The organism is Thioclava sp. F1Mire-8 (assembly GCF_002213165.1).
GTDB lineage: Bacteria > Pseudomonadota > Alphaproteobacteria > Rhodobacterales > Rhodobacteraceae > Thioclava > Thioclava nitratireducens.
This window is the reverse complement of sequence record NZ_NBNY01000004.1, coordinates 261,848-282,467: the sequence shown is the minus strand read 5'-3', so window position 1 is coordinate 282,467 and position 20,620 is coordinate 261,848. Positions and strand designations below refer to the sequence as shown.

The following is a 20,620-nucleotide window of genomic DNA, read 5'->3' as shown; positions in this document are numbered from 1 at the left end:
TCTCCAATAGAAAAGGGCCCGCTCGCGCAGGCCCTTTTCGATGTTTCGTGAAGTCTTTGTGACCGATTAATTTGCCTGACGACGCAGGAATGCCGGAATTTCGATGCGATCCTGATCGTCGGATTGCTCGTCATCGTAGGCTTCCGCGCGCGGCTGAGCGGTCTGCGGACGCTGCTGCTGGGGCTGCGGCGCAGGCTGCTGCGGAGCGTGCTGCTGCGGCGCGTGGCCCTGCTCGCCATGGCCGTGACCGGTCATGCGGTTGATCAGCGAGTTGATCCCGAAACGCGGACGCTCTGCCTGCGGCTGCGGCTGCTGCGCTGCGGGGCGAGTCGCAGCCATCGGACGCTGCGCGGGCGCGTTCGACGGGGTCTTGTTCACCGCCGCCTCGAGGCGACGCAGCGCCTCCGGCGAAGGGGTGCCGGGTTGACGCGGACGCGGTGCGACATAGTCATGCGCGCCGTCTTCGACATGCAGGTCCTGCGTGGGCGCAGGCTGCGGACGGTAGGCCGGCGGCGGCAGATCGTCGGCGGCCTCGTGGGCGCGCGGCTGATCCATCGTGGCGCGCGCCGCGGGCGCATCGAACAGGGTCCGCTCTTGCGCGGTCTGCTGCGATTGCGGCGCAGGCTGCGGGGCTGCCTGAGCGGCCGGCGCGTGCTGCGGCGCAGGCTGCGGTGCCGGTTGCGGCGCCGGAGCGGCGGCTGCGACGGGTGCATGCTCGATGGTGGCCTCGGCTGCGGTTTCCGCGGGCTTCAGCGGCTCGGCCAGCGAGCGGCGCGGCACCGGGATTTCCGCCGGGCTCGCCAGCGCGTCGATGCCGGTCGCGACGACGGAGACGCGCATCGCGCCTTCCATCTCGGGATCCAGCGTCGAACCCACGATGATGTTTGCGTCCGGGTCGACCTCTTCGCGGATCCGGTTCGCCGCCTCGTCGAGTTCGAACAGCGTCAGGTCGTAGCCGCCGGTGATGTTGATCAGCACGCCTTTCGCGCCCTTGAGCGAGATCTCGTCGAGCAGCGGGTTCGCGATCGCCTTCTCGGCCGCCTGAACCGCGCGATCCTCGCCGGTGGCCTCGCCGGTGCCCATCATTGCCTTGCCCATCTCGTCCATCACCGCGCGCACGTCGGCGAAGTCGAGGTTGATGAGGCCCGGGCGGACCATCAGGTCGGTCACGCCTTTCACGCCCTGATACAGAACGTCGTCGGCCATCGAGAAGGCTTCGGTGAAGGTGGTTTTCTCGTTGGCCAGACGGAACAGGTTCTGGTTCGGAATGATGATCAGCGTGTCGACGACCTTCTGGAGCTCCTCGAGGCCCTGCTCGGCCTGACGCATCCGCTTGGAGCCTTCGAACTGGAAGGGCTTGGTCACGACGCCAACGGTCAGCACGCCAAGCTCGCGCGCGGCCTGCGCGATGATCGGCGCCGCGCCGGTGCCGGTGCCACCGCCCATGCCGGCGGTGATGAAGCACATATGCGCCCCGGCAAGGTGATCGACGATCGCCTCGATGCTCTCTTCGGCCGCGGCCGCGCCCACCGTGGGACGCGCGCCTGCGCCCAGCCCCTCGGTGACCTTGGTGCCCATCTGGACCCGGGCCTGCGACTTGGACTGCTGCAGCGCCTGAGCGTCGGTATTCGCGACCACGAACTCCACGCCCTCGAGCTGCTGCTCGATCATGTTGTTGACCGCGTTCCCGCCCGCGCCCCCGACGCCGAATACGGTGATCCGGGGCTTGAGGTCCTCGTGCTCTGACATCATCAAATTCAACGCCATGTGGTATGTCCGCCTGTTGTTGCTGCCCGACCCTGTCCCAGGCCGATTTCGATGGAAATTAGGCCGATTTTAGCGATGAATCGCCGCAGCGTCACGCAAAAAACCGTCCCGAACCACAAAATCTGGAGCTCCAGATTCCGTGACCAGCGGTATTTCGCGCAAACGTCAGGATATTGTGTGGATCGTGCGGTCAGACCGCCGCCGCTACGCGAACTTGAAGTTCGCGCGACAGGCGTCTGAGATCAGTCGATTTTCACTTTTGCAACATTTCACCAATTATCGCGGAACCAGCGGATGGCCCGGCGCAGCGAGCGCCCGCCCAGCGTTTCGGGCGGCATTTCGAAATCCCACCATTCGTCTTGCGGATGCGCCGCGAAAAGCGAGAGCCCCACCACGGAAGAGAAGCCCGCCCCGGTCGCGGCCTGCGGCAGCCCCTGCACCCGCATCGGTCGCCCGAGCCTTACGTTCTGGCCGAGGATTCGCGCAGCCAGCCCGTCGAGGCCGGGGATCTGGCTCGCCCCGCCGGTCAGCACGATCTGCTTCGAGGGCAGATGCTCGAACCCTGCGGCATCGAGGATCGCACGCACGTCTTCGAGGATTTCCTCGACGCGCGGACGCATGATGCCGATCAGCTCGGCCCGGCTTACCTGGCGGCGATCCTTCTCCCAGTCGCCGGAGTCGCCGCCCAGCTCGATCATCTCGCGATCGTCCATGCCGGTAGCCACGACGCCGCCGTGGAAGGTCTTGATCCGTTCGGCCACCGACATCGGCACCCGCAACCCCGCCGCGATGTCGCGGGTGACATGCTCGCCACCCAGACGCACCGCATCGGCATAGATCATGTGTTTCTTCATGAAGATCGACACGCCGGTCGCACCGCCGCCCATGTCGATGCAGGCAGCGCCCAGTTCCTGCTCGTCTTCGACAAGGCTGGAGACGCCGGAAACATAGGCCGAACTCGCAATACCCGCGAGTTCGAGATCACAGCGCCGGATGCAGTAAATCAGGTTCTGGATCGCGGTGTCGGAGACGGTCAGCAAATGCATGTCGACCGCGAGCCGTTGCCCCGCATGGCCCCGCGGATCAGCCAGACCCGAGCGATGGTCGAGCGCGAAGTTCACTGGCTGCGCATGGAGCACTTCGCGCCCTGCCCCGAGCGGTGGGATATCGCACGACGCCAACACGCGGCTCACATCCACCTCGGTGACCTGATCGCCCTGCACTTCGATCTCACCGGCGAGACCATAGGAGCGCGGTTCGGCGCCCGCGAAACAGGCGATGACGTGATCGACACGGGTATTGGCCATCTTCTGCGCCGCCTGCACGGCGGTCCGGATCGCGCGCTCGGTCTCGGCCATCGCGTCGATCTCGCCGAAGCGCACCCCGCGCGAGCGCGTCGTCGCGGCCCCGATCACACGCACGGAGGCGTGACCCGCCAGCGAGCCTTCATCCTCGGTCCCGTTGGGATTGTCGAACTTCAGAACGAGGCAGGCGATCTTGGAACTGCCGATATCGAGAAGCGCGATCACGCCCCGTTGCATCGCTGCCTTACGCATGTTGCGCATTGCGCGCTGGAACTCGTAGAGATCGGTCATTGCGTGGCCCTCGCTTTGAGAATGTCTGATTGCACCCGGCGGAATTCGGCGAGCGCGTTATCGCTGAGCCGGATCGTCGGACGGTCCTTGTTTCGAAAATCAATCACGGTGAAATCGCGGGCGAGCAGATCCTCGGCGGTATTGAGCGCGAGGATGCGGTCGAGAGCGGCGACGGGATCGGTCTCGGGGAGCATGATGCGCTGATCGTGATCGAGCACCATGTCCCAGCGCCGCTCGCCCAACCGCTCCAGCCCGCGCAGGCGCGGCAGGATCGGACCGGCATCGGCGATGATCTCCAGCGCCTCGGGCACCGCCTTGTCCGCGCCCATGCCGGAAATCACCGGCAGATCGGGGCGCGCGTCGCGCGAAATCAGCGTGGCGACCCGGTGGCCGGAGGCGTCGAGCATTTCCAGACCCGCTGGCTGCCGCCAGAGGATCGCGGGCACGCGCTCGGTCACGTCGGCCTCGAGCACGCCACCGGGGCGGATCACGAGGCGCGCATCGGCCACCGCATCGAGCCGGCGGATCGTATCGCGATAGGCATCAAGGTCGATGTCGAAGCTGGACGCGGGCAGCCCCACCGGCAGCATCGCGCGCACGGCATGCGCGACCTCGGGACTCGCACCCTCGATCTTGAGCAGCTTGACCATGAATTCGGGGCGATGCTCGATCGCGTCCTTCACATCCTGCACCTGCGCGACCAGCTCGGCGCGTCGGCCGGGATCGCCGAGCCATACCCCAAGGCCCGCAACGATCAACACGAGCGGAAGGCCGATCCGGGTGAAGGCGCGCACGGCGGGCGTCAGCCACAGCCGTTCGAGTTTGAAAGCGAGCCGCGACGGCGCGGGATCGCGGCGCGCGGGACGTTTGGAGCGTTGGTAAACGCGAGGAGCCATGCCGCCCGAGGGGCCTTTGCGATGCCCGGGGGCTTCGCGCGGCGTGGTCCCGTTCAGCGGCCGCATGAGGCGTCCTCCACCAACCAGGCGCAAAGCTCCGGGAAGTCGATGCCGCAATGGGCCGCCTGTTCGGGCGAAAGCGAGGTGGGCGTCATGCCGGGCTGGGTGTTGGTTTCCAGCAGCACGAGACCGGCGAGCCCCCTGCCCTCGTCCCAGCGGAAATCGGTGCGCGAGAGCCCCCGGCAGCCCAGCACCTGATGTGCGCGAATTGCGTAATCGAGGCAGGCTTCGGTGATCTCGACGGGGATTTCGGCGGGAAGGACGTGACGCGATCCGCCGGGGCGGTATTTCGCGTCATAGTCGTACCAGCCCTCGGTGATGATTTCGGTCACGCAGAGCGCGCGCTCGCCCATCACGGAAACGGTCAATTCGCGGCCCGGGGCGTAGGTCTCGACCATCACCTCTTCGGGCATCTCGGCCGACAGCTGCGGCGGAGAATTCGCGCCGTCCATCACCAGGTAGACGCCGACGGACGATCCTTCGTTATTCGGCTTCACGACGTAGGGCGCGGGCAGCACGTGCCGCGCCATCACGTCACCCCTGGAGGCGATCACCGATTGCACGATGGGCAGGTTCGCGGCGGCATAGGCCTGCTTGGCGCGGGCCTTGTCCATGGCCAGCGCAGAGGCCAGAACGCCGGAATGAGTATAGGGGATACGGAGCCATTCGAGCATGCCCTGAACGCAGCCATCTTCGCCCCAGCGACCGTGCAAAGCATTGAAAACACAGTCAGGCGCGGCATCGTTCAGCCGTTGCGGAAGATCCTCTCCCGCGTCGATCTCGATCACTTCGAAACCCGCCGTGCGCAATGCCTTGGCGCATTCGCGCCCCGAGGACAGAGACACCTCCCGCTCAGCAGAAGGGCCGCCCAGAAGAACCGCCACACGGTGGGATGCCCTGCTCGACATACCCGCTACTTTCGCCTCATGCGGGGGTTGGCCCCCGTCCGGTAATTGCGTTGTAGGGTGGAGGTCTTATGCCTCGAATTCTCCTACACGCATGATTTCCCACTCTAGCGAAATTCCGCTCGATTGCACAACCTTTTTGCGCACCTCTTCCCCGAGATTTTCGAGATCGGCCGCGGTCGCCCCGCCAGTGTTGATCATAAAATTACTGTGTTTTTCCGACATTTGCGCGCCGCCGATGCGCGCGCCGCGCATGCCGGCGTCGTCGATGACCTTCCACGCCTTCAACTCATGCGTGTCATCGGCGCGTCCCGTCGAGGAAAAGCCCGCCGGGTTGCGGAAGGTCGATCCGGCGGTGCGCTCCTTGGTGGGTTGGGTCGCGTCGCGCTTGGCCAGCTGTTCAGCCATATGCGCCTCGAGCGCCGCCGGATCGCCGGGTTCGGCGCGGAAAGTCGCGCCGGTCAGCACCCAGCCCTCGGGCAAATCGCTTTGACGATAGGCGAAGTTCAGATCGGCGGGCGTGAGCGTGACCCGCTGCCCTGCCCGCGTGATCGCACGCGCTTCGATCAGGTGGTCGGCCACGTAACTGCCGTAGCAGCCCGCGTTCATCCGCACTGCGCCACCAATCGCGCCGGGGATCGTGCGCAGGAAGGTCAGATCGAGCCCCGCCTGCGCCGCTTTGCGCGCGACATGGGCGTCCAGCGCCGCCGCACCTGCGGTGACGGTCTCGCCCTCGCAGTCGATGCCGTTGAAACCGCGCCCCATGCGGATCACCACCGCGCGCAGACCGCCATCACGCACGATCAGGTTCGAGCCGACGCCCATCGGGAAGACCGCGATCTCTTCGGGCAGGCCTTTCAGGAAGGCGGCAAGGTCATCCTCGTCGGCAGGCTGGAACAGCCAGTCGGCCGGGCCGCCCACGCGAAGCCAGGTCAGCGAGTCAAGCGGACGGTTCGGCGTCAGAGCGCCGCGCGGAGTATAGGTCGAGGGGCAATCGGTCATGGCGCGTTTCGTAGCCTCGCGCGCGGGGCGAAGCAAGCGATCGTGAGCTCACTCAGCGGTGTCGCGCGTGCCGCGCAGCGCCCGGACGAGGAAAATGACCGGCCAGCGCAGCACGGACATCCCGCCCGCCATGACCAGCAGCCCCCAGATCGGACCGTTCTGATAGGTCACCCAGCCGACCAGCGGCACCCCCACCGCGATCAGCCCCCACGCGCCCGGCCAATGAAACCGCCGCGGTCCCATCGCGATCAGCGTGGCTATGAGTGCCCAGACACAAGCGAGAAAGAGCGAGACGGTCATGAGAAACCTCCCAAGGCTGCAATCAGGGCCGCTCCGGCGACTAATGCGCCCACCACCGGAACCGCCATCGGCACCTTGAACGGCGCATAGTCGGACCGGCTTTTCAGCGCGACGAGCGACAAGTTAACGAGAAGGAAGACGCCCAGAAGCACCTTCGAGGTAATACCGGCCAATTGCTCGACCGGGGCGGCGAGCGCAAGCGCAATCATCGCCACGCCGCAAAGAAGTGTCGCGAGAACCGGCGTGCCAAAGCGCGGATGCGCCTGATGAAAAACCGAAAGCGCGGGGCTGCGGCGACCGAGACCGAACAGCACGCGCGCCGCCATCACCACCTGCGCGAGCACCCCGTTCAGCGCCGCCGCCACCGCGATCGCGGCGAGGATTCCGGGCGCGTGCCCCGCCGATTGCCATACCAGCGCCAGCGGCTGTTCGGAGCGGGCGAGATCGGCCAGCGGCACCGCACGCACGGCGGCATAGCTCACGGTCAGATACAGAACGGCGGTGATCGCGAGCGCGGCGAGGATCGCGCGCGGCATGTCACGGATGGGGTCGCGCATCTCCTCGGACATGTTCACCATGTCCTCGAAACCAATGAAGGCGAAGAAAGCGAGCGAGGCGGCCGCCGCGATCCCGGCCCAGTGCGGCGCGGGCAGCGGCGTGAGATCGGGGCTCGGAGCGGCGGAGAGCCCCGCCCAGATGACCAGCGCGAGCCCGACCACCTCGACCAGCGTCAGCGCCGCGGCGAGACCGACGGATTCGAGCACGCCGAGGCATGCGACGCCGATCAGCGCCAGCCCGAAGGCGATCATCACGCCCTCGACCGGCAACGGCACCAGCAGCGTCATGTACCCCGCCCCACCGCGCAGCACCGCCGCCGCGGAGACCGTGCCTGCCACGACAATGCCCAGCCCCACGATCAGAGCCAGCGCATGGCTGCGCAGCCCCTCCTCGACATAGGCCGCCTCCCCGGCGGCTTCGGGGATGCGCGAAGAGAGTTCGGCATAGGAAAGCGCCGAGGGGGCCGCGATCAGCCCCGCAAGCACGAAGGCCAGCGGCGCCCAGATCCCTGCCTGCGCGGCGACCGCGCCGACCAGCACGTAGATACCCGCGCCCACCATGACGCCGACCCCGTAGCCGGTCATCAGCCACGGACCCAATCGACGTTTCAGATGCGCCTCGTCACGCATAGCGCGGCTTTCCTTGCCCACATGAGACGACGTGGCAGCGCCGCAAGCCTTTTGGATGTCGTGCCGGTTCACCCCGGCGCCTGCTCAGCCCCCCAGCTTCGCAGGCAGGTTGTTCGCCCAGGTCGAGATCGTCCCCGCCCCGAGGCAGACGACGATATCGCCGGGACGCGCCTGTTCACGCACCAGCCGGGCCAGATCATCTTCCGACAAGATGGCACGAGCATGACGGTGACCATGCGCGATCAGACCGGCGACCAGATCGTCGCGCGTCGCCCCCTCGATCGGCTCCTCGCCCGCCGAGAAGACCTCGGCGATGGCGACCACATCGGCCTCGTTGAAACAGGTGCAGAAATCGTCGAACAGCGAATGCAGACGCGAATATCGGTGCGGCTGGTGGACCGCGATCACACGCGCACCGGGCTTCACCGCCTGACGCGCCGCTTTCAGCACCGCGGCGATCTCGACCGGGTGGTGACCGTAATCGTCGATGATCGTCACCCCGCCCAGCACGTCGCCCACCTTGGTGAAGCGCCGGTTCACACCGCCGAAGCCCGCAAGCGCCTCCTTGATCTCGCCCATCTTCATCCCGAGGTGGCGCGCCACCGCGACGGCGGCCAGCGCGTTCGAGACGTTATGATCGCCCGGCATCGGCAGCGTACAGCCCTCGATCACCGGCTTTCCCTCTTCGCCCTGCAGCGCGATGTCGAAATGCGCGACGCCCGCCTCGTAATGCAGGTTGATCGCGCGGATATCGGCCTGCGCGTTGAAGCCGAAAGTCACGACGCGGCGGTCATTGAGCTTGCCGACCAGCGTCTGCACCTCTGGATGATCGGTGCAGCAGACAGCCAACCCGTAGAACGGGATGTTCGAAACGAAATCGTAGAAGCCCTTGCGCAGCGCGTCGAATGACCCCCAGTGCTCCATATGCTCGGGGTCGATATTGGTCACGATGGCGATGGTCGCGGGCAGACGGTTGAACGAGCCGTCGCTTTCGTCGGCCTCCACCACCATCCACTCGCCCGCGCCTGCGCGCGCATTCGAGCCATAGGCGTGGATGATCCCGCCATTGATCACGGTCGGGTCGAAATTGCCCTTGTCCAGAAGCGTCGCGACCAGTGTCGTGGTCGTCGTCTTGCCGTGGGTACCGCCGATCGCGATGTTCGATTTCAGGCGCATCAGCTCGGCCAGCATCTCGGCGCGGCGCACGACCGGAAGACCGCGGCGGCGCGCTTCTTCCAGCTCGGGATTGCCCGGCTTGATCGCGGTGGAGATCACCACGACTCCAGCCTCCCCGATATTCTCGGCGCGCTGGCCTTCGAAGATGGTCGCGCCCAGCGTGGCCAGGCGGTCGGTGATTTTCGAGGATTTCGCATCCGAGCCCTGAACCGTGAAGCCCTGCGTCATCAGCACTTCGGCGATGCCGGACATGCCGATCCCGCCGATACCGACGAAATGGATGGGGCCGAGTTCTCCGGGCAGTTTGGTCGCGTTCATTGAGTCTTTCCTGCTAGGTCTTCGACGAGGGCGACAAGCCGCTCGGTGGCGTCCGGCACCCCGTAGGAGAGGGCCGCGCGCGACATCTGCAGCGCGCCCTCGGGGTTGTCCAGCACCAGTGAAATTTGATCCGCGAGGCTCTCTGCCGAGAGCTGGCTTTCGGGGATGGTGATCGCGCCGCCGGTCTTCGCGAGACCGCGCGCATTGGCCGCTTGGTGATCGCCAGCGGCGGCGGCATATGGGATCAGGATCGCGGGCCGCCCGATGACGGAGATATCCGCGACCGATGATGCGCCCGCGCGCGAGATCACCAGCTGACATTCGCTGAGGCGGCGCGGCACGTCGTTGAAGAAGGGCTCGACCTCGGCGCTGATGCCCGCGGCCTCATAGGCGGCCACGACCCGGTCGAGATCTTCGGGGCGCGCCTGATGGGAGACGCGCAGATTGGCGCGGGCGGCTTCGGGCAGGCTCGCCATCGCGGCCGGAACCGTGTCAGACAGGATGCGCGCGCCCTGCGAGCCGCCGATCACGAGGACCGACATCGGGTAATCGCCCGGTGGAATATAGGCAGCCCCCGCACGCTCCAGCACGGAAGCCCGCACCGGATTGCCCGTGTGCTCGCCCTGCACGCCCTCGGGCAGATCGGTCGGCCAGGTGCCGCAGGCGAAGCGGTTCACCCTCTTGGCGAAGACGCGGTTCACCTTGCCCATGATGCCGTTCTGTTCGTGGATCGCACGCGGAATGCCGAGCGCGACCGCCGAGGACAGCGCCGGGATCGTCGGATAGCCGCCGAAACCCACCACGACCGTCGGCTTGTCCGACAGGTTCTTGCGGATGGCCGAGGCCACACCGCCCGCGATCTTGAAGGGCACGCCCAGCTTGCCGAGCGCCCCGCCGCGCGCGAAGGTCGCCGAGGCGATCTGCTCCACCGTCACCGTATGAGGAAAGCCGCCCGCGTAGCGCGCACCGCGCGCATCCGTGGACAGCTTGACGCGCCAGCCCCGGCGCACCATCGCCTCGGCCAGCGCCTGTGCGGGGAACATGTGCCCGCCGGTGCCGCCAGCGGCGATCAGCAGTAGCGGGGTCGTGTCCTTGGCCATGTCCCCCTCCTGAGGGTTTTAGCGACCGCGCCGGGCGAGAATATCCGAAATCTGCCCCTGCGGCCGGGTCCGAGTCAGCGCGAGCAACATACCCACCGCAATCCCCGAAGCAATGACCGAAGAGCCACCGTAACTGACGAACGGCAAAGTCATGCCTTTCGCGGGCAGAAGGCGCACCGCGACGCCCATGTTGATGATCGCCTGAACGCCGAAGGCGCATGCCAGACCCGCGCCTGCGAGCCGGGTGAACGGGTCGCGCTCGCGCATCAGGCGCAGCAGCGACCGGATCACGACCGTCGCGTAGAGCGCGATGATGACGAGGACAAGGATGAGGCCGTATTCCTCGGCGGCGACCGCGATGATGAAGTCGGTATGCGCATCGGGCAGCGACCATTTCACCGACCCCTGCCCGACGCCCACGCCGAAGAATCCGCCCTCCTGGATGGCGTTCGTCGCGTAGCCGATCTGGGTGCGCGGGTCGACATCCGTCGACAGGAACCCGTTGATCCGGCGCGCGAAGTGTTCCGAGAAGTTATAGGCGAAGAAGCCGCCTGCGACGGTCATCGCCCCGATCCCCGTCAGCAGCGCGATCGGCGCGCCCGAGATGAAATACATTACCGACCAGGCGAAGAGCACCAGCGAGGCCTGACCGAAGTCGGGCTGCAGCGCGAGCGCCACGACGATGATCACCATCAGCAGGAAGGAATAGAGCCGCCCCTTCGGCCCGCCGACCTCATGCGCTGCGGCCATGAACCAGCCGGTGATGATGACGAAACCGGGTTTCAGGAATTCGGAGGGCTGGATCGAGGCGAAGCCGAAGGAATACCAGCGCACCGCGCCCTTGCCGAAATCGGTGCCCAGCACCGGCAGCAGCATCACCGCGATGAACGCGCCCACGAAGCCGATCACGCCGAGCCTGCGCACCTGTTTCGGATCGAGCATCGAGATGCCCAGCATCACGCACAGCGCCAACACGCCGAAGGCCGCCTGTCGTTTCACGTAATAGAAGGGTTCGAGTCCGTTGCGCTCTGCCAGCGGCACCGAGGCTGCGAGCCCCAGAAGCATGCCAAGGCCGAACAACGCCAAAACGGCGCCGAGCGCCCATTTGTCGATCGTGCGCCACCATTTCGGTAAGACGGGTTCACCGACCCGCACGGGGACGGTGCCGAATGCCATTTCTGTCATGGGCTATACTGCCGTTACTGCCTCGAATACGCCCGTTTTCCGGGTCTGAATGGAATCGTAGCCCAAAAGCTTTGAGATGACTAGGAAAATTCAACTGCGACGCGATCACTCGGCGATGATCGGCAAGGGCAGGTGCGATGGCCACCGCCCTCAGGTCAGATCAAGCTCCTCGAGGATGCGCGGGAGCTTCTTCTTGATCTTGAAGAAACCGGCCGTGGCATGGGGCCAGATAGCGCGATCCCAATCCCTATTGACCTCGCACAGCGCAATACCGTGCTGGCCCAGCGCCGCGTCCGCCCTCTCCCGCCAGTCGCCAAGCGGGCCGACCGGGATAAAGGGCGTGACGATCTGCTTGGCACCAAGGCTTAGCGCCCATTCCACGAGCACGGCCAGATCGTCGGCTCCCATGGGCCGCCCTTCAGAGATTCCTGAGCGAACCGTAGCATCGGCGAGCGCGTCACGCTCGAACCGGGCGACATGTTCGGCCACCGCGCGCGGCGAGCGCAGATGGCTTGCGCTGACGGTCGCCACCCCGCGCAGGTCGAGCGCGCCCAGATCGAAATCCTCGACGCGGCAGTCTTCCTCGGTAATCAGAAGCGCCGTGGGCAGCCCCGGCTGCGGGGCGCGCGGCGCGCGTAACGGGGCGACCGGGGGCAGCCCCTCTGGCTCTTGCGCCTCCAGCCCCGCACTCACCGCCGCAAATTGTGCGGGATCGGGCGCGAACCGCCCGCCGGTATAGCGCGCGATATTGGCAGCTTCGGCGGCATAGAACTTGCCCCGCGTATGCAGCCCCGCCACCCAGCGCCAGCTGAGCGTGTTCGAGGCCGGATCGCCATCGAGCAGGTTGCGATAGAAGAAATCCGCCCCGATCCGCCACGGCAGCCGAAGCGTGAAAATCCAGATCGAGGCGAACCACATCCGGGCGTGGTTGTGCAGATAACCGGTCTCGCGCAGCTCTGTCGCCCATGCGTCGAAACAGGCGATACCGCTGCGTCCCGCCTCGGCGTCGTTCACACGCGCCGCTAGCTTGGGGCTCTCCTCGAGAGTCGCGAGGTCATGCGCCAAGCCGTCGCGATAGCGCATCCAGATTGCCGGACGATGCTCCATCCAGCCTTTGAAATAGCCTCGCCAGAGAACCTCCTGCACGAATTTCTCCGCAGCTTTTGCCCCATGGGCGTCGAGGGCCCGCGCCACCGCATCCCGCTCCAGCACAAGACGGCGGCGCAGATAGGGAGAGAGTTGCGAGACATCCCTGTGCCGACCGGCCCCGTGATCGAAATTGCGCCCCTGCGCGTAAGCCGCGCCCATCCTCGGCGTGAAGCGCGCGAGGCGCTCTTCGCCCGCAGCGCGGGTGGCAGCAGGACATGGCAAAGGCTCGGCTACAGTCACGGCGTCTCCTTTTGGGTCAGGACTACCGATCTACGCCGCGAAGAAGATATGCGATCACTCGGCCAGTTCGAACCGCACCGTCGGGTTGCTCATCAGCACCTCGACCGACCCGTCGAACGTACCCAGCCGCACGAGGCTCGGCGAGTTGGCGAAGGGCTTGTAGAAGATCGCGAGATTGCCCCACGGCGCATCAAGCGTGATGTCGCCCGTCTTCGGCTCATAGCTCCGAGGCGCGTTGGTCGCGTCGAGTTCGCGCGGTAGGTCGGCGATCTTCTCGACGCCGTGGGCGTCTCACTGGGTCAGCCCCAGCGGATCAGGCTCGCGAAAACGCGCTCCCGCGGGCGTGTCGTCCAGCTTCGCGGTCAGCACCGTCTCGCCTGCGGTCACGGTCACTATGATCGGGATCATGCTGTCTCCTTTCGCTTCCTGAGCGCTGGCCATGCTCGCGACGATGAACAGCGCCGCGACGGGTCTGAGAAACCTCGGAAAGCGCATGGCCGGTGCCTCACGCTGCTGGAGGCAATACTGCCACAGATGAACGGCGCTCATCTGTTGCGACCTGGGGCGCGCAGGTAAGCGACGCAGGCTACCTGAAATGACGCACTGTATAATCCGTGGACGTCATGAACCACGCGCCACCTCTATTACCCCAGCCGACAGCGCCCGTCCTCCGCCTTCGGGGCGGTTCTGGAAGCCCTGCGGGAGCGCAGTTGACCGGGCTCCCATTATCACGCTCGGTTGAATGAACCTGCACATTCATGGCTCTTGCTCATGAGTGCTGTAAAGATTCCACCGATTATCCTGTCGCCCCTGCCGCACTAGGTTGCAGGACATGAACCGAAGTCGTGCACTTCAAACGTCCCGTCTATGGCGGGCAGCTCTGATTTCGAGAACCTGCGCGGCTGAGCCCCGCACTCCCCTACCCCAAGAAAGGAGTTTTCCCATGAAGATCATTCGCTCCGGCACCAACGCCTCGATGCAGGGCCCCGAAGACTGGTTCACCGGCACCGTCCGCCTCGACCCGCTGTTTCAGGCCGAAGAGCCCGGCCGCACCTCGGGCAGCCATGTCACGTTCGAGCCCGGCGCGCGCACCGCATGGCACACCCACCCGGCGGGCCAGACCCTGATCGTCACCTTCGGGCGCGGCCGCGTCCAGCGCGAAGGCGGCCCCGTCGAAGAGATCAGCCAGGGCGATGTCGTCTGGTTCCCGGCAGGCGAAAAGCACTGGCACGGCGCCTCGTCCGAGACCGCGATGAGCCATATCGCGATTCAGGAGAGCATCGACGGCTCGCCGGTCACATGGCTCGAGAAAGTCGCCGACGAAGACTATAACGGCTGACCCTGATGGCCGGGCCCGCGCGGCTCGGCCTTCTCTCCAAGAACGAAACGATGCGAGCGGCTTCCGCGAGTACCGCTCGTCGCAAGCGGCTGGATCCGCTCTCCATCTCCCGCACTCCCGACCGCACCTTTATCCAGCGACCACAGCGTGGCCGGCACCGAGCCCTACTCTTTCGCGGACTGCATTGAACCGGCGAGGAAGTATTCAAAATCATTGCTACTGACCGACCGGTCAGTTACTTTCTTTCCATGACGACCTCCGACTCGCCCGAGCCCAAATTCCGCCGTCGCGCCGAGGCGCGGCCCGACGAGGTGCTCGACGCGGCCCTCACGCTCTTCGAAGAGAAGGGATACGCCCATACGTCCGTGGCCCAGATCGCCAAGACCGCAGGGCTCTCCAAGGGGGCGGTCTACCTCTATTTCCCCTCGAAACAGGCCATTCTCGAAGGCTTGGTGCGGCGGGCTGTCTCTCCGATCGCCGCGCGGGCGCAAGCCCTTGTCGAACTGAGCTCCGACGACGCGCGCGGCACGTTGCGCGCGCTGTTCTCGCTGATAGCGACCTCGCTTTCGGACCCGAAGGTGCTGGCGATCCCCAAGGTCGTGATCCGCGAAGCCGTCGTCGCCCCCGAGATCGCCGCGATGTATCGGCGCGAGGTGTTCGACCACGTCCTGCCCGCAGCGACTGAAATGGTGCGGCAGGGCATCGCGTCAGGCCAACTACGCCCGGTCGATCCCGAACTGACCCTGCGCTCGGTCATCGGTCCGATCGTCGTGCATCTCTTGCTTGCGGAAATCTTCAACGTCGTGCCGGAGGGGGGGCTCGCGATCGACCAGTTGATCGAGAACCACCTCGATATCCTGTTCCACGGCGTTTTCCTGTCCACAGAAGGTTCGACCGATGCTTGATACCATCCTCGCCTGGATCAGCGCACTGCTCGCCGCGATCATTCCCGGCTACGGGGACGCCCCGATGCCGCATTACTCGGGCTATGTCGAAGGCGAATATGTCTACGTCGCCCCCTCGGTCACCGGACGCATCAAGACGCTGGCGGTGGTGGAAGGCGACACGGTGAAGGCCGACCAGTTCCTGTTCGACATGGATTCGACCAAGCAGCAGGCTGCGGTCCGCGCCGCCGAAGCCAAGATCGGGACCGCGAGCGCCAATCTGAACAACCTCGAAACCGGCTCTCGCGACCCGGAGATCGAGGTAATCAAGGCCTCGCTGGAACAGGCCATCGCGCATCGCAATCTCGCGGAATCCGCTTTGAAGCGCACCGAAGATCTGTTCGCCCGAGAGATCGTCGCGCAGGCCAAGGTGGATGTCGACCGCGCTGCGCTCGAAGAGGCCGAGGCGCAGGTCGCCCAACTCAAGGCTCAGCTCGAAGTGGCCGCCCTGCCCGCGCGCAGCGCACAGCTTCTGGCTGCCCAGAAAACCCTCGAGGCAGCACAGGCCGATGCCGATCTCGCGCGGTCGCAACTCGATGACATGACGGTCGCCGCGCCGGTGGAGGGGCGGATCGAGACGGTCTATTACAAGGCCGGGGAAGTGGCCGCAGCGGGGGCGCCCGTGCTGTCGATCCTGCCGCCGAACGCGCTAAAGGTCCTGTTCTTCCTGCCCGAGGCCGAGCGCGCCGACTTTGCGCTCGGCGATCAGCTGGAGATGGAATGCGACGGCTGTGACACCGGCATCAAGGTGACGATCAGCAAGATGGCTTCCGAGCCGCAATACACGCCGCCAATTATCTATTCCCGCGAAGAACGGTCGCGGCTCGTGTTCCGCGCCGAGGCGCGCATTCCTGCGGGCGCGACGCTCCTACCCGGCCAGCCGGTCAGCCTGAGGCGAGTGAAATGACCACGACGCCGGCTGCGATCTCCGAGACCGAGCCCGCGATCAAAGTGCGCGGGCTGACGAAAATCTATGGTGGCAAAAAGGTCGTGGACGCGGTGGACATGTCGGTGCCGAAAGGCGCGATCTACGGCTTTATCGGACCCAACGGCTCGGGCAAGACCACCACGATCCGGATGATGTGCGCCCTGCTCACCCCCGATGGTGGCGAAGGTCACACCCTTGGCTACGACATCCGCAAGGACGCGCGCCTGATCAAGGAAAACGTCGGCTACATGACGCAGAAGTTCTCGCTCTATGGCGATCTGACGATCCGTGAGAACCTCGACTTCATGGCGCGGATGTATCGGGTGAAAAACCGCAAGAAGGTGGTGGACGAGACGCTGCGCACGCTCGGCCTCGAGGGGCGCGGCAAGCAGTTGGCAGGCACGCTGTCGGGGGGCTGGAAACAGCGCCTCGCGCTGGCTGCGTGCATGCAGCACAAACCCGCGCTCCTCTTGCTCGACGAACCCACCGCCGGGGTCGACCCGAAGGCGCGACGCGACTTCTGGGACGAGATCCGCCAGCTCAGCAAGCAGGGCGTCACGGTGCTGGTCTCGACGCATTACATGGATGAGGCGGTGCAATGCGACTACATCGCCTATATCGCCTACGGGAAGAAGCTGATCGACGGGCCGGCGGCCGAGATCTCCCATCAGGTCGGCCTGACCACCTGGCGGGTCTCCGGCCGCGATCTGATCCAGCTAGAAGACGATCTGCGCGCCGATCCCAGGGTCGAACAGGTGGCGCGGTTCGGCGCCCAGCTTCATGTCTCCTCGACCGACAGCGCCGGGCTTGACGCGGTCGTCGCTGAAAAGCGGAACGAAAACGACGCACGCAAATGGGAGAAGAAAGAGGCCGAGCTCGAAGAGGTCTTCATCTACCTGATGGCGACAGCGGCCGACAATTTCGGTGTCAACGGAGGCCCCTCCGCATGAGCTGGTTCTCTCTGTCGCGTTTCGGAGCGGTGCTCTACAAGGAATTCATCCAGATGCGGCGCGACCGGATGACCTTCGCGATGATGATCGGCATCCCGATCCTGCAGCTGATCATGTTCGGCTACATCATAAATTCCGACCCGCATCACCTGCCGACCCTGATCGAGATGGCCGACGAGAGCCCGGTGGCGCGCGCGGTGCTGTCAGGCATGGAAACCTCGGATTACTTCAAATTCGAGGGCATCGTGACCAGCGCCGAAGAGGGTGATCGCGCGCTTCGCGACGGCACCGCGAATTTCGTCGTGGTCATTCCGCCCAATTTCGAACGCGACATCGTGCGGGGCCTCTCGCCGAAGCTGCTGGTCAGCGCCGATGCCTCCGACCCGACGGCGGTGGGGACGGCCGTAGGCGCCCTGGCGGGGATCGTCGACACCGCGGTGAAGCAAACGTTCGAGGGCCCCCTCGCCCCGGTCGCAGGGCAACCGCCGCCGTTCTCGGTCGTCGTGCACAAGCAATTCAACCCGGCAGGCGAAACCTCCCTGAACATCGTGCCGGGGCTGATCGCCGTGATCCTCGCGATGACCATGGTGCTGATCACGGCCATCGCGATCGTACGAGAGACGGAGCGCGGCACGATGGAGACCCTGATCGCGACACCGGTCCGACCGCTCGAGGTGATGCTGGGCAAGATCCTGCCCTATGTTGTGATCGGCTACATCCAGACCATAGTGTTCCTGATCGCCGGGAAGCTTCTGTTCGGGGTGCCGTTCCTCGGATCGGGTCTGGCCTTCTTCATCGGCTTCAACCTCTATATCGTGGTGAACCTCGCCCTCGGCTTCCTGATCTCGACCCTCGTGCGCACCCAGATGCAGGCGATGCAGGCGAGCTTCATGACGATCCTGCCGACCATCCTGCTCTCGGGGTTCATGTTCCCCTATGCAGGCATGCCCGGCTGGGCACAGGTAATCGGCGCGGCGATCCCGGCCACGCATTTCCTGCGGATCGTGCGCAAGGTGATGCTCAAAGGCGCCCACCTGGCCGACATCACCGGCGACCTGCGCGCGATCCTGATCATCGGCGTGGCGATCATCGTCATCTCGCTGCTGCGCTACCGGCAGACGCTGGATTGATGCCGGTCCAGCGAATGAAATCAGATCGAAGATCGTAAACCGCTGGAACAGAAAAGCCCCTGACCAGACGGTCAGGGGCAGATCTTTTCATATCAATGGCCGGATCAGCTCAGCCACATTTCGAATGGCCGCAATCGGCGCAGGTCATGCAGCCTTCGACCATCCGGAGGGCGTAGGAGCCGCAGGACGGGCAGGCCTTGCCGCGGGGGGCTTCGCCGATGGCCATACGGTCGGCCTCGGGGTCGGATTTCAGGCCCATGCCCTCGCCTTCGAGAAAGCCGATGGAGATCATGTGACGCTCGATGACGCCGCCGATCGCCGCGAGCATGGAGGGGATGTATTTGCCCTGCATCCAAGCGCCACCGCGCGGATCGAACACGGCTTTCAGCTCCTCGACCACGAAGGAGACATCGCCACCGCGCCGGAACACCGCCGAGATCATCCGGGTCAGCGCCACGGTCCAGGCGAAATGCTCCATGTTCTTGGAGTTGATGAAGACCTCGAAGGGACGGCGATGGCCGCCTTGGACGATGTCGTTAATCGTGATGTAGATCGCGTGCTCCGAGCCCGGCCACTTGATCTTGTAGGTCGAGCCTTCGAGCGCCGCGGGACGGTCCAGCGGCTCGGTCAGGTAGACCACATCGGCGCCCTCATCGACTTCCGGCGCGTCTTCGGACTTCTCGGAAACGCTGAGAACCGAGCCGGTGACGTCGTTCGGACGGTAGGTGGTGCAGCCTTTGCAGCCGGTGTCCCAAGCTTCCATATAGACCGATTTGAACGCCTCGAAGGGGATATCCTCGGGGCAGTTGATGGTCTTGGAGATCGAGCTGTCGATCCATTTCTGCGCCGCCGCCTGCATCCGGACGTGGTCCATCGGCGCGAGCGTCTGGGCATTGACGAAATAGTCGGGCAGCGGTTTGTCTCCGAACTTGTCGCGCCACATCTGCACCGCGTAATCGACCACTTCTTCCTCGGTGCGCGAACCGTCGGGTTGCAGCACCTTGCGCTTGTAGGCATAGGCGAAGACCGGCTCGATGCCGCTGGAGACGTTGCCCGCGTAGAGCGAGATCGTGCCCGTGGGCGCGATGGACGTCAGCAGCGCATTGCGGATGCCGTGCTCGCGGATCGCTTCGCGCACGTCGTCATCCATCTGCATCATGTTGCCCGAGGCGAGGTATTTCTCGGCGTCGAACAGCGGGAACGGCCCCTTCTCCTTCGCGAGATCGACCGAGGCGAGATAGCTCGCCCGCGCGATCTGCTTCATCCAGGCTTCGGTTTGTGCCGCGGCCTCTTCCGAGCCATAGCGCAGGCCCAGCATCAGGAGCGCGTCGGCCAGACCGGTCACACCCAGCCCGATGCGGCGCTTGTTCTGCGCCTCTTCGCGCTGCTGCTCCAGAGGGAAGCGCGAGGCGTCGACCACGTTGTCCATCATGCGGATCGCAAGGCGCACCATCTCGTCGAGCTGCTCGGGATCCAAACCCGCATCCGCCTCGAACGGGTTCGTCACCAGCCGCGCGAGGTTGATCGAGCCCAGCAGGCAGGCGCCATAGGGTGGCAGGGGCTGCTCGCCGCAGGGGTTGGTCGCGGCGATCTGCTCGACATAGTTGAGGTTGTTCATCTTGTTGATGCGGTCGATGAAGATCACGCCCGGCTCGGCGTAGTCATAGGTCGCGCGCATGATCTTGTTCCACAGATCGCGGGCGTTCAGCGTGTGATAGACCTTGTCGCCGTATTTCAGATCCCACGGACCATCCGCCTTCACGGCCTCCATGAACGCGTCGGTCACCAGCACGGACAGGTTGAACATCCGCAGACGGGCCGAATCCTGCTTGGCGGTAATGAAGCTCTCGATATCGGGGTGATCGCAGCGCATCGTCGCCATCATCGCGCCACGGCGCGAGCCCGCCGACATGATGGTGCGGCACATCGCATCCCAGACATCCATGAAGCTCAGCGGGCCGGAGGCATCGGCGGCGACACCCTTCACCTCGGCCCCGCGCGGACGGATGGTCGAGAAGTCGTAGCCGATTCCCCCGCCCTGCTGCATCGTCAGCGCGGCTTCCTTGAGCATGTCGAAGATGCCGCCCATGTTGTCGGGGATCGTGCCCATGACGAAACAGTTGAACAGTGTCACGGCGCGGCCCGTGCCCGCACCTGCGGCGATCCGGCCGGCGGGGAGATATTTGAAATCTTCCAGCGCGCCGTAGAATTTCTCCTCCCATTTCGCGGGCTTATCCTCGACCTCGGCCAAGGCGCGCGCGATCCGCCGCCAGCTGTCTTCCACGGTGGCGTCGATCGGGGTCCCGTCCTGCTCTTTCAGGCGGTATTTCATGTCCCAGATCTGTTCGGCAATCGGGGCGGCAAAACGGCTCATGAGGTCCTCGTGGCAGCAGTTCGAGTGAGGTCAGAAATCGAAAGCCCCCGCCGCATATCGTGCGTCGGGGGCGGG

The 20,620-nt window shown here is 65.3% G+C and carries 17 protein-coding genes; 5 read left to right on the top strand and 12 right to left on the bottom strand.

What is annotated here, in order from left to right; all coding sequences use genetic code 11:
- Nucleotides 1-66: 66 nt before the first annotated feature.
- The 11 genes from ftsZ to B6V75_RS14930 form a co-directional block, all read right to left on the bottom strand.
- Nucleotides 67-1,767, bottom strand: coding sequence for a cell division protein FtsZ (ftsZ, locus tag B6V75_RS14980; protein WP_088720214.1), 1,701 nt, complete (start codon nt 1,765-1,767; stop codon nt 67-69).
- Nucleotides 1,768-2,036: 269 nt separating this feature from the next.
- Nucleotides 2,037-3,362: a cell division protein FtsA gene (ftsA, locus tag B6V75_RS14975; protein ID WP_088720213.1), complete on the bottom strand. Its 1,326-nt coding sequence runs from the start codon at nt 3,360-3,362 to the stop codon at nt 2,037-2,039.
- Nucleotides 3,359-4,324, bottom strand: coding sequence for a cell division protein FtsQ/DivIB (locus tag B6V75_RS14970; protein ID WP_088720212.1), 966 nt, complete (start codon nt 4,322-4,324; stop codon nt 3,359-3,361). The genes ftsA and B6V75_RS14970 overlap by 4 nt, the downstream gene beginning before the upstream one ends.
- The gene (locus tag B6V75_RS14965; protein ID WP_075775602.1) at nt 4,312-5,226 is read right to left on the bottom strand and encodes a D-alanine--D-alanine ligase; all 915 of its coding nucleotides are present in this window, start codon (nt 5,224-5,226) and stop codon (nt 4,312-4,314) included. The genes B6V75_RS14970 and B6V75_RS14965 overlap by 13 nt, the downstream gene beginning before the upstream one ends.
- Before the next feature lie 66 nt (nt 5,227-5,292).
- A complete protein-coding gene (gene murB, locus B6V75_RS14960; protein ID WP_088720211.1) occupies nt 5,293-6,225 on the bottom strand; it encodes a UDP-N-acetylmuramate dehydrogenase in 933 nt (310 codons plus the stop codon).
- A 48-nt stretch (nt 6,226-6,273) separates the two neighbouring features.
- On the bottom strand, nt 6,274-6,525 hold the full coding sequence (locus tag B6V75_RS14955) for a DUF2484 family protein (RefSeq protein WP_075775604.1): 252 nt from the start codon (nt 6,523-6,525) through the stop codon (nt 6,274-6,276).
- On the bottom strand, nt 6,522-7,712 hold the full coding sequence (locus B6V75_RS14950; RefSeq protein ID WP_088720210.1) for an APC family permease: 1,191 nt from the start codon (nt 7,710-7,712) through the stop codon (nt 6,522-6,524). The genes B6V75_RS14955 and B6V75_RS14950 overlap by 4 nt, the downstream gene beginning before the upstream one ends.
- 84 nt (nt 7,713-7,796) lie before the next feature.
- Complete coding sequence (gene murC / locus B6V75_RS14945; protein WP_075775606.1) at nt 7,797-9,206, bottom strand: UDP-N-acetylmuramate--L-alanine ligase; 1,410 nt, start codon at nt 9,204-9,206, stop codon at nt 7,797-7,799.
- Complete coding sequence (locus B6V75_RS14940) at nt 9,203-10,306, bottom strand: UDP-N-acetylglucosamine--N-acetylmuramyl-(pentapeptide) pyrophosphoryl-undecaprenol N-acetylglucosamine transferase (RefSeq protein ID WP_088720209.1); 1,104 nt, start codon at nt 10,304-10,306, stop codon at nt 9,203-9,205. Before B6V75_RS14940 ends, murC begins: the two co-directional genes overlap by 4 nt.
- A gap of 18 nt (nt 10,307-10,324) precedes the next feature.
- Entirely contained in the window at nt 10,325-11,491 is a 1,167-nt protein-coding gene (locus B6V75_RS14935) for a putative peptidoglycan glycosyltransferase FtsW (RefSeq protein ID WP_075775608.1), read from the bottom strand.
- A 150-nt stretch (nt 11,492-11,641) separates the two neighbouring features.
- Entirely contained in the window at nt 11,642-12,880 is a 1,239-nt protein-coding gene (locus B6V75_RS14930; protein ID WP_240496978.1) for an FAD-binding domain-containing protein, read from the bottom strand.
- A 943-nt stretch (nt 12,881-13,823) separates the two neighbouring features.
- Between B6V75_RS14930 and B6V75_RS14920 the strand changes: the two genes are divergently transcribed.
- The 5 genes from B6V75_RS14920 to B6V75_RS14900 all read left to right on the top strand — a co-directional run bounded on the left by B6V75_RS14920 (nt 13,824) and on the right by B6V75_RS14900 (nt 18,171).
- A complete protein-coding gene (locus tag B6V75_RS14920) occupies nt 13,824-14,219 on the top strand; it encodes a cupin domain-containing protein (protein ID WP_088720206.1) in 396 nt (131 codons plus the stop codon).
- Between the two features lie 248 nt (nt 14,220-14,467).
- Nucleotides 14,468-15,124: a TetR/AcrR family transcriptional regulator gene (locus tag B6V75_RS14915; RefSeq protein ID WP_075775610.1), complete on the top strand. Its 657-nt coding sequence runs from the start codon at nt 14,468-14,470 to the stop codon at nt 15,122-15,124.
- Nucleotides 15,117-16,070, top strand: a complete 954-nt coding sequence (locus B6V75_RS14910) for an HlyD family efflux transporter periplasmic adaptor subunit (RefSeq protein WP_088720205.1) — start codon at nt 15,117-15,119, stop codon at nt 16,068-16,070. The genes B6V75_RS14915 and B6V75_RS14910 overlap by 8 nt, the downstream gene beginning before the upstream one ends.
- The gene (locus B6V75_RS14905; RefSeq protein ID WP_088720204.1) at nt 16,067-17,041 is read left to right on the top strand and encodes an ABC transporter ATP-binding protein; all 975 of its coding nucleotides are present in this window, start codon (nt 16,067-16,069) and stop codon (nt 17,039-17,041) included. Before B6V75_RS14910 ends, B6V75_RS14905 begins: the two co-directional genes overlap by 4 nt.
- Nucleotides 17,038-18,171 carry an ABC transporter permease gene (locus tag B6V75_RS14900; protein ID WP_088720203.1) on the top strand — a complete coding sequence of 378 codons (1,134 nt, stop codon included), beginning with the start codon at nt 17,038-17,040 and terminating at the stop codon, nt 18,169-18,171. The genes B6V75_RS14905 and B6V75_RS14900 overlap by 4 nt, the downstream gene beginning before the upstream one ends.
- A 109-nt stretch (nt 18,172-18,280) precedes the next feature.
- Here B6V75_RS14900 and B6V75_RS14895 read toward each other — a convergent pair whose 3' ends face one another.
- A complete protein-coding gene (locus tag B6V75_RS14895) occupies nt 18,281-20,545 on the bottom strand; it encodes an adenosylcobalamin-dependent ribonucleoside-diphosphate reductase (protein ID WP_075775614.1) in 2,265 nt (754 codons plus the stop codon).
- Nucleotides 20,546-20,620: the final 75 nt, after the last annotated feature.

Excerpts from the sequence above, each read along its gene's own strand:
- ftsZ (WP_088720214.1), bottom strand. The coding sequence starts at position 1,767 with ATGGCGTTGAATTTGATGATGTCAGAGCACGAGGACCTCAAGCCCCGG.
- ftsA (WP_088720213.1), bottom strand. The coding sequence starts at position 3,362 with ATGACCGATCTCTACGAGTTCCAGCGCGCAATGCGCAACATGCGTAAG.
- B6V75_RS14970 (WP_088720212.1), bottom strand. The coding sequence starts at position 4,324 with ATGCGGCCGCTGAACGGGACCACGCCGCGCGAAGCCCCCGGGCATCGC.
- B6V75_RS14965 (WP_075775602.1), bottom strand. The coding sequence starts at position 5,226 with ATGTCGAGCAGGGCATCCCACCGTGTGGCGGTTCTTCTGGGCGGCCCT.
- murB (WP_088720211.1), bottom strand. The coding sequence starts at position 6,225 with ATGACCGATTGCCCCTCGACCTATACTCCGCGCGGCGCTCTGACGCCG.
- B6V75_RS14955 (WP_075775604.1), bottom strand. The coding sequence starts at position 6,525 with ATGACCGTCTCGCTCTTTCTCGCTTGTGTCTGGGCACTCATAGCCACG.
- B6V75_RS14950 (WP_088720210.1), bottom strand. The coding sequence starts at position 7,712 with ATGCGTGACGAGGCGCATCTGAAACGTCGATTGGGTCCGTGGCTGATG.
- murC (WP_075775606.1), bottom strand. The coding sequence starts at position 9,206 with ATGAACGCGACCAAACTGCCCGGAGAACTCGGCCCCATCCATTTCGTC.
- B6V75_RS14940 (WP_088720209.1), bottom strand. The coding sequence starts at position 10,306 with ATGGCCAAGGACACGACCCCGCTACTGCTGATCGCCGCTGGCGGCACC.
- B6V75_RS14935 (WP_075775608.1), bottom strand. The coding sequence starts at position 11,491 with ATGACAGAAATGGCATTCGGCACCGTCCCCGTGCGGGTCGGTGAACCC.
- B6V75_RS14920 (WP_088720206.1), top strand. The coding sequence starts at position 13,824 with ATGAAGATCATTCGCTCCGGCACCAACGCCTCGATGCAGGGCCCCGAA.
- B6V75_RS14915 (WP_075775610.1), top strand. The coding sequence starts at position 14,468 with ATGACGACCTCCGACTCGCCCGAGCCCAAATTCCGCCGTCGCGCCGAG.
- B6V75_RS14910 (WP_088720205.1), top strand. The coding sequence starts at position 15,117 with ATGCTTGATACCATCCTCGCCTGGATCAGCGCACTGCTCGCCGCGATC.
- B6V75_RS14905 (WP_088720204.1), top strand. The coding sequence starts at position 16,067 with ATGACCACGACGCCGGCTGCGATCTCCGAGACCGAGCCCGCGATCAAA.
- B6V75_RS14900 (WP_088720203.1), top strand. The coding sequence starts at position 17,038 with ATGAGCTGGTTCTCTCTGTCGCGTTTCGGAGCGGTGCTCTACAAGGAA.
- B6V75_RS14895 (WP_075775614.1), bottom strand. The coding sequence starts at position 20,545 with ATGAGCCGTTTTGCCGCCCCGATTGCCGAACAGATCTGGGACATGAAA.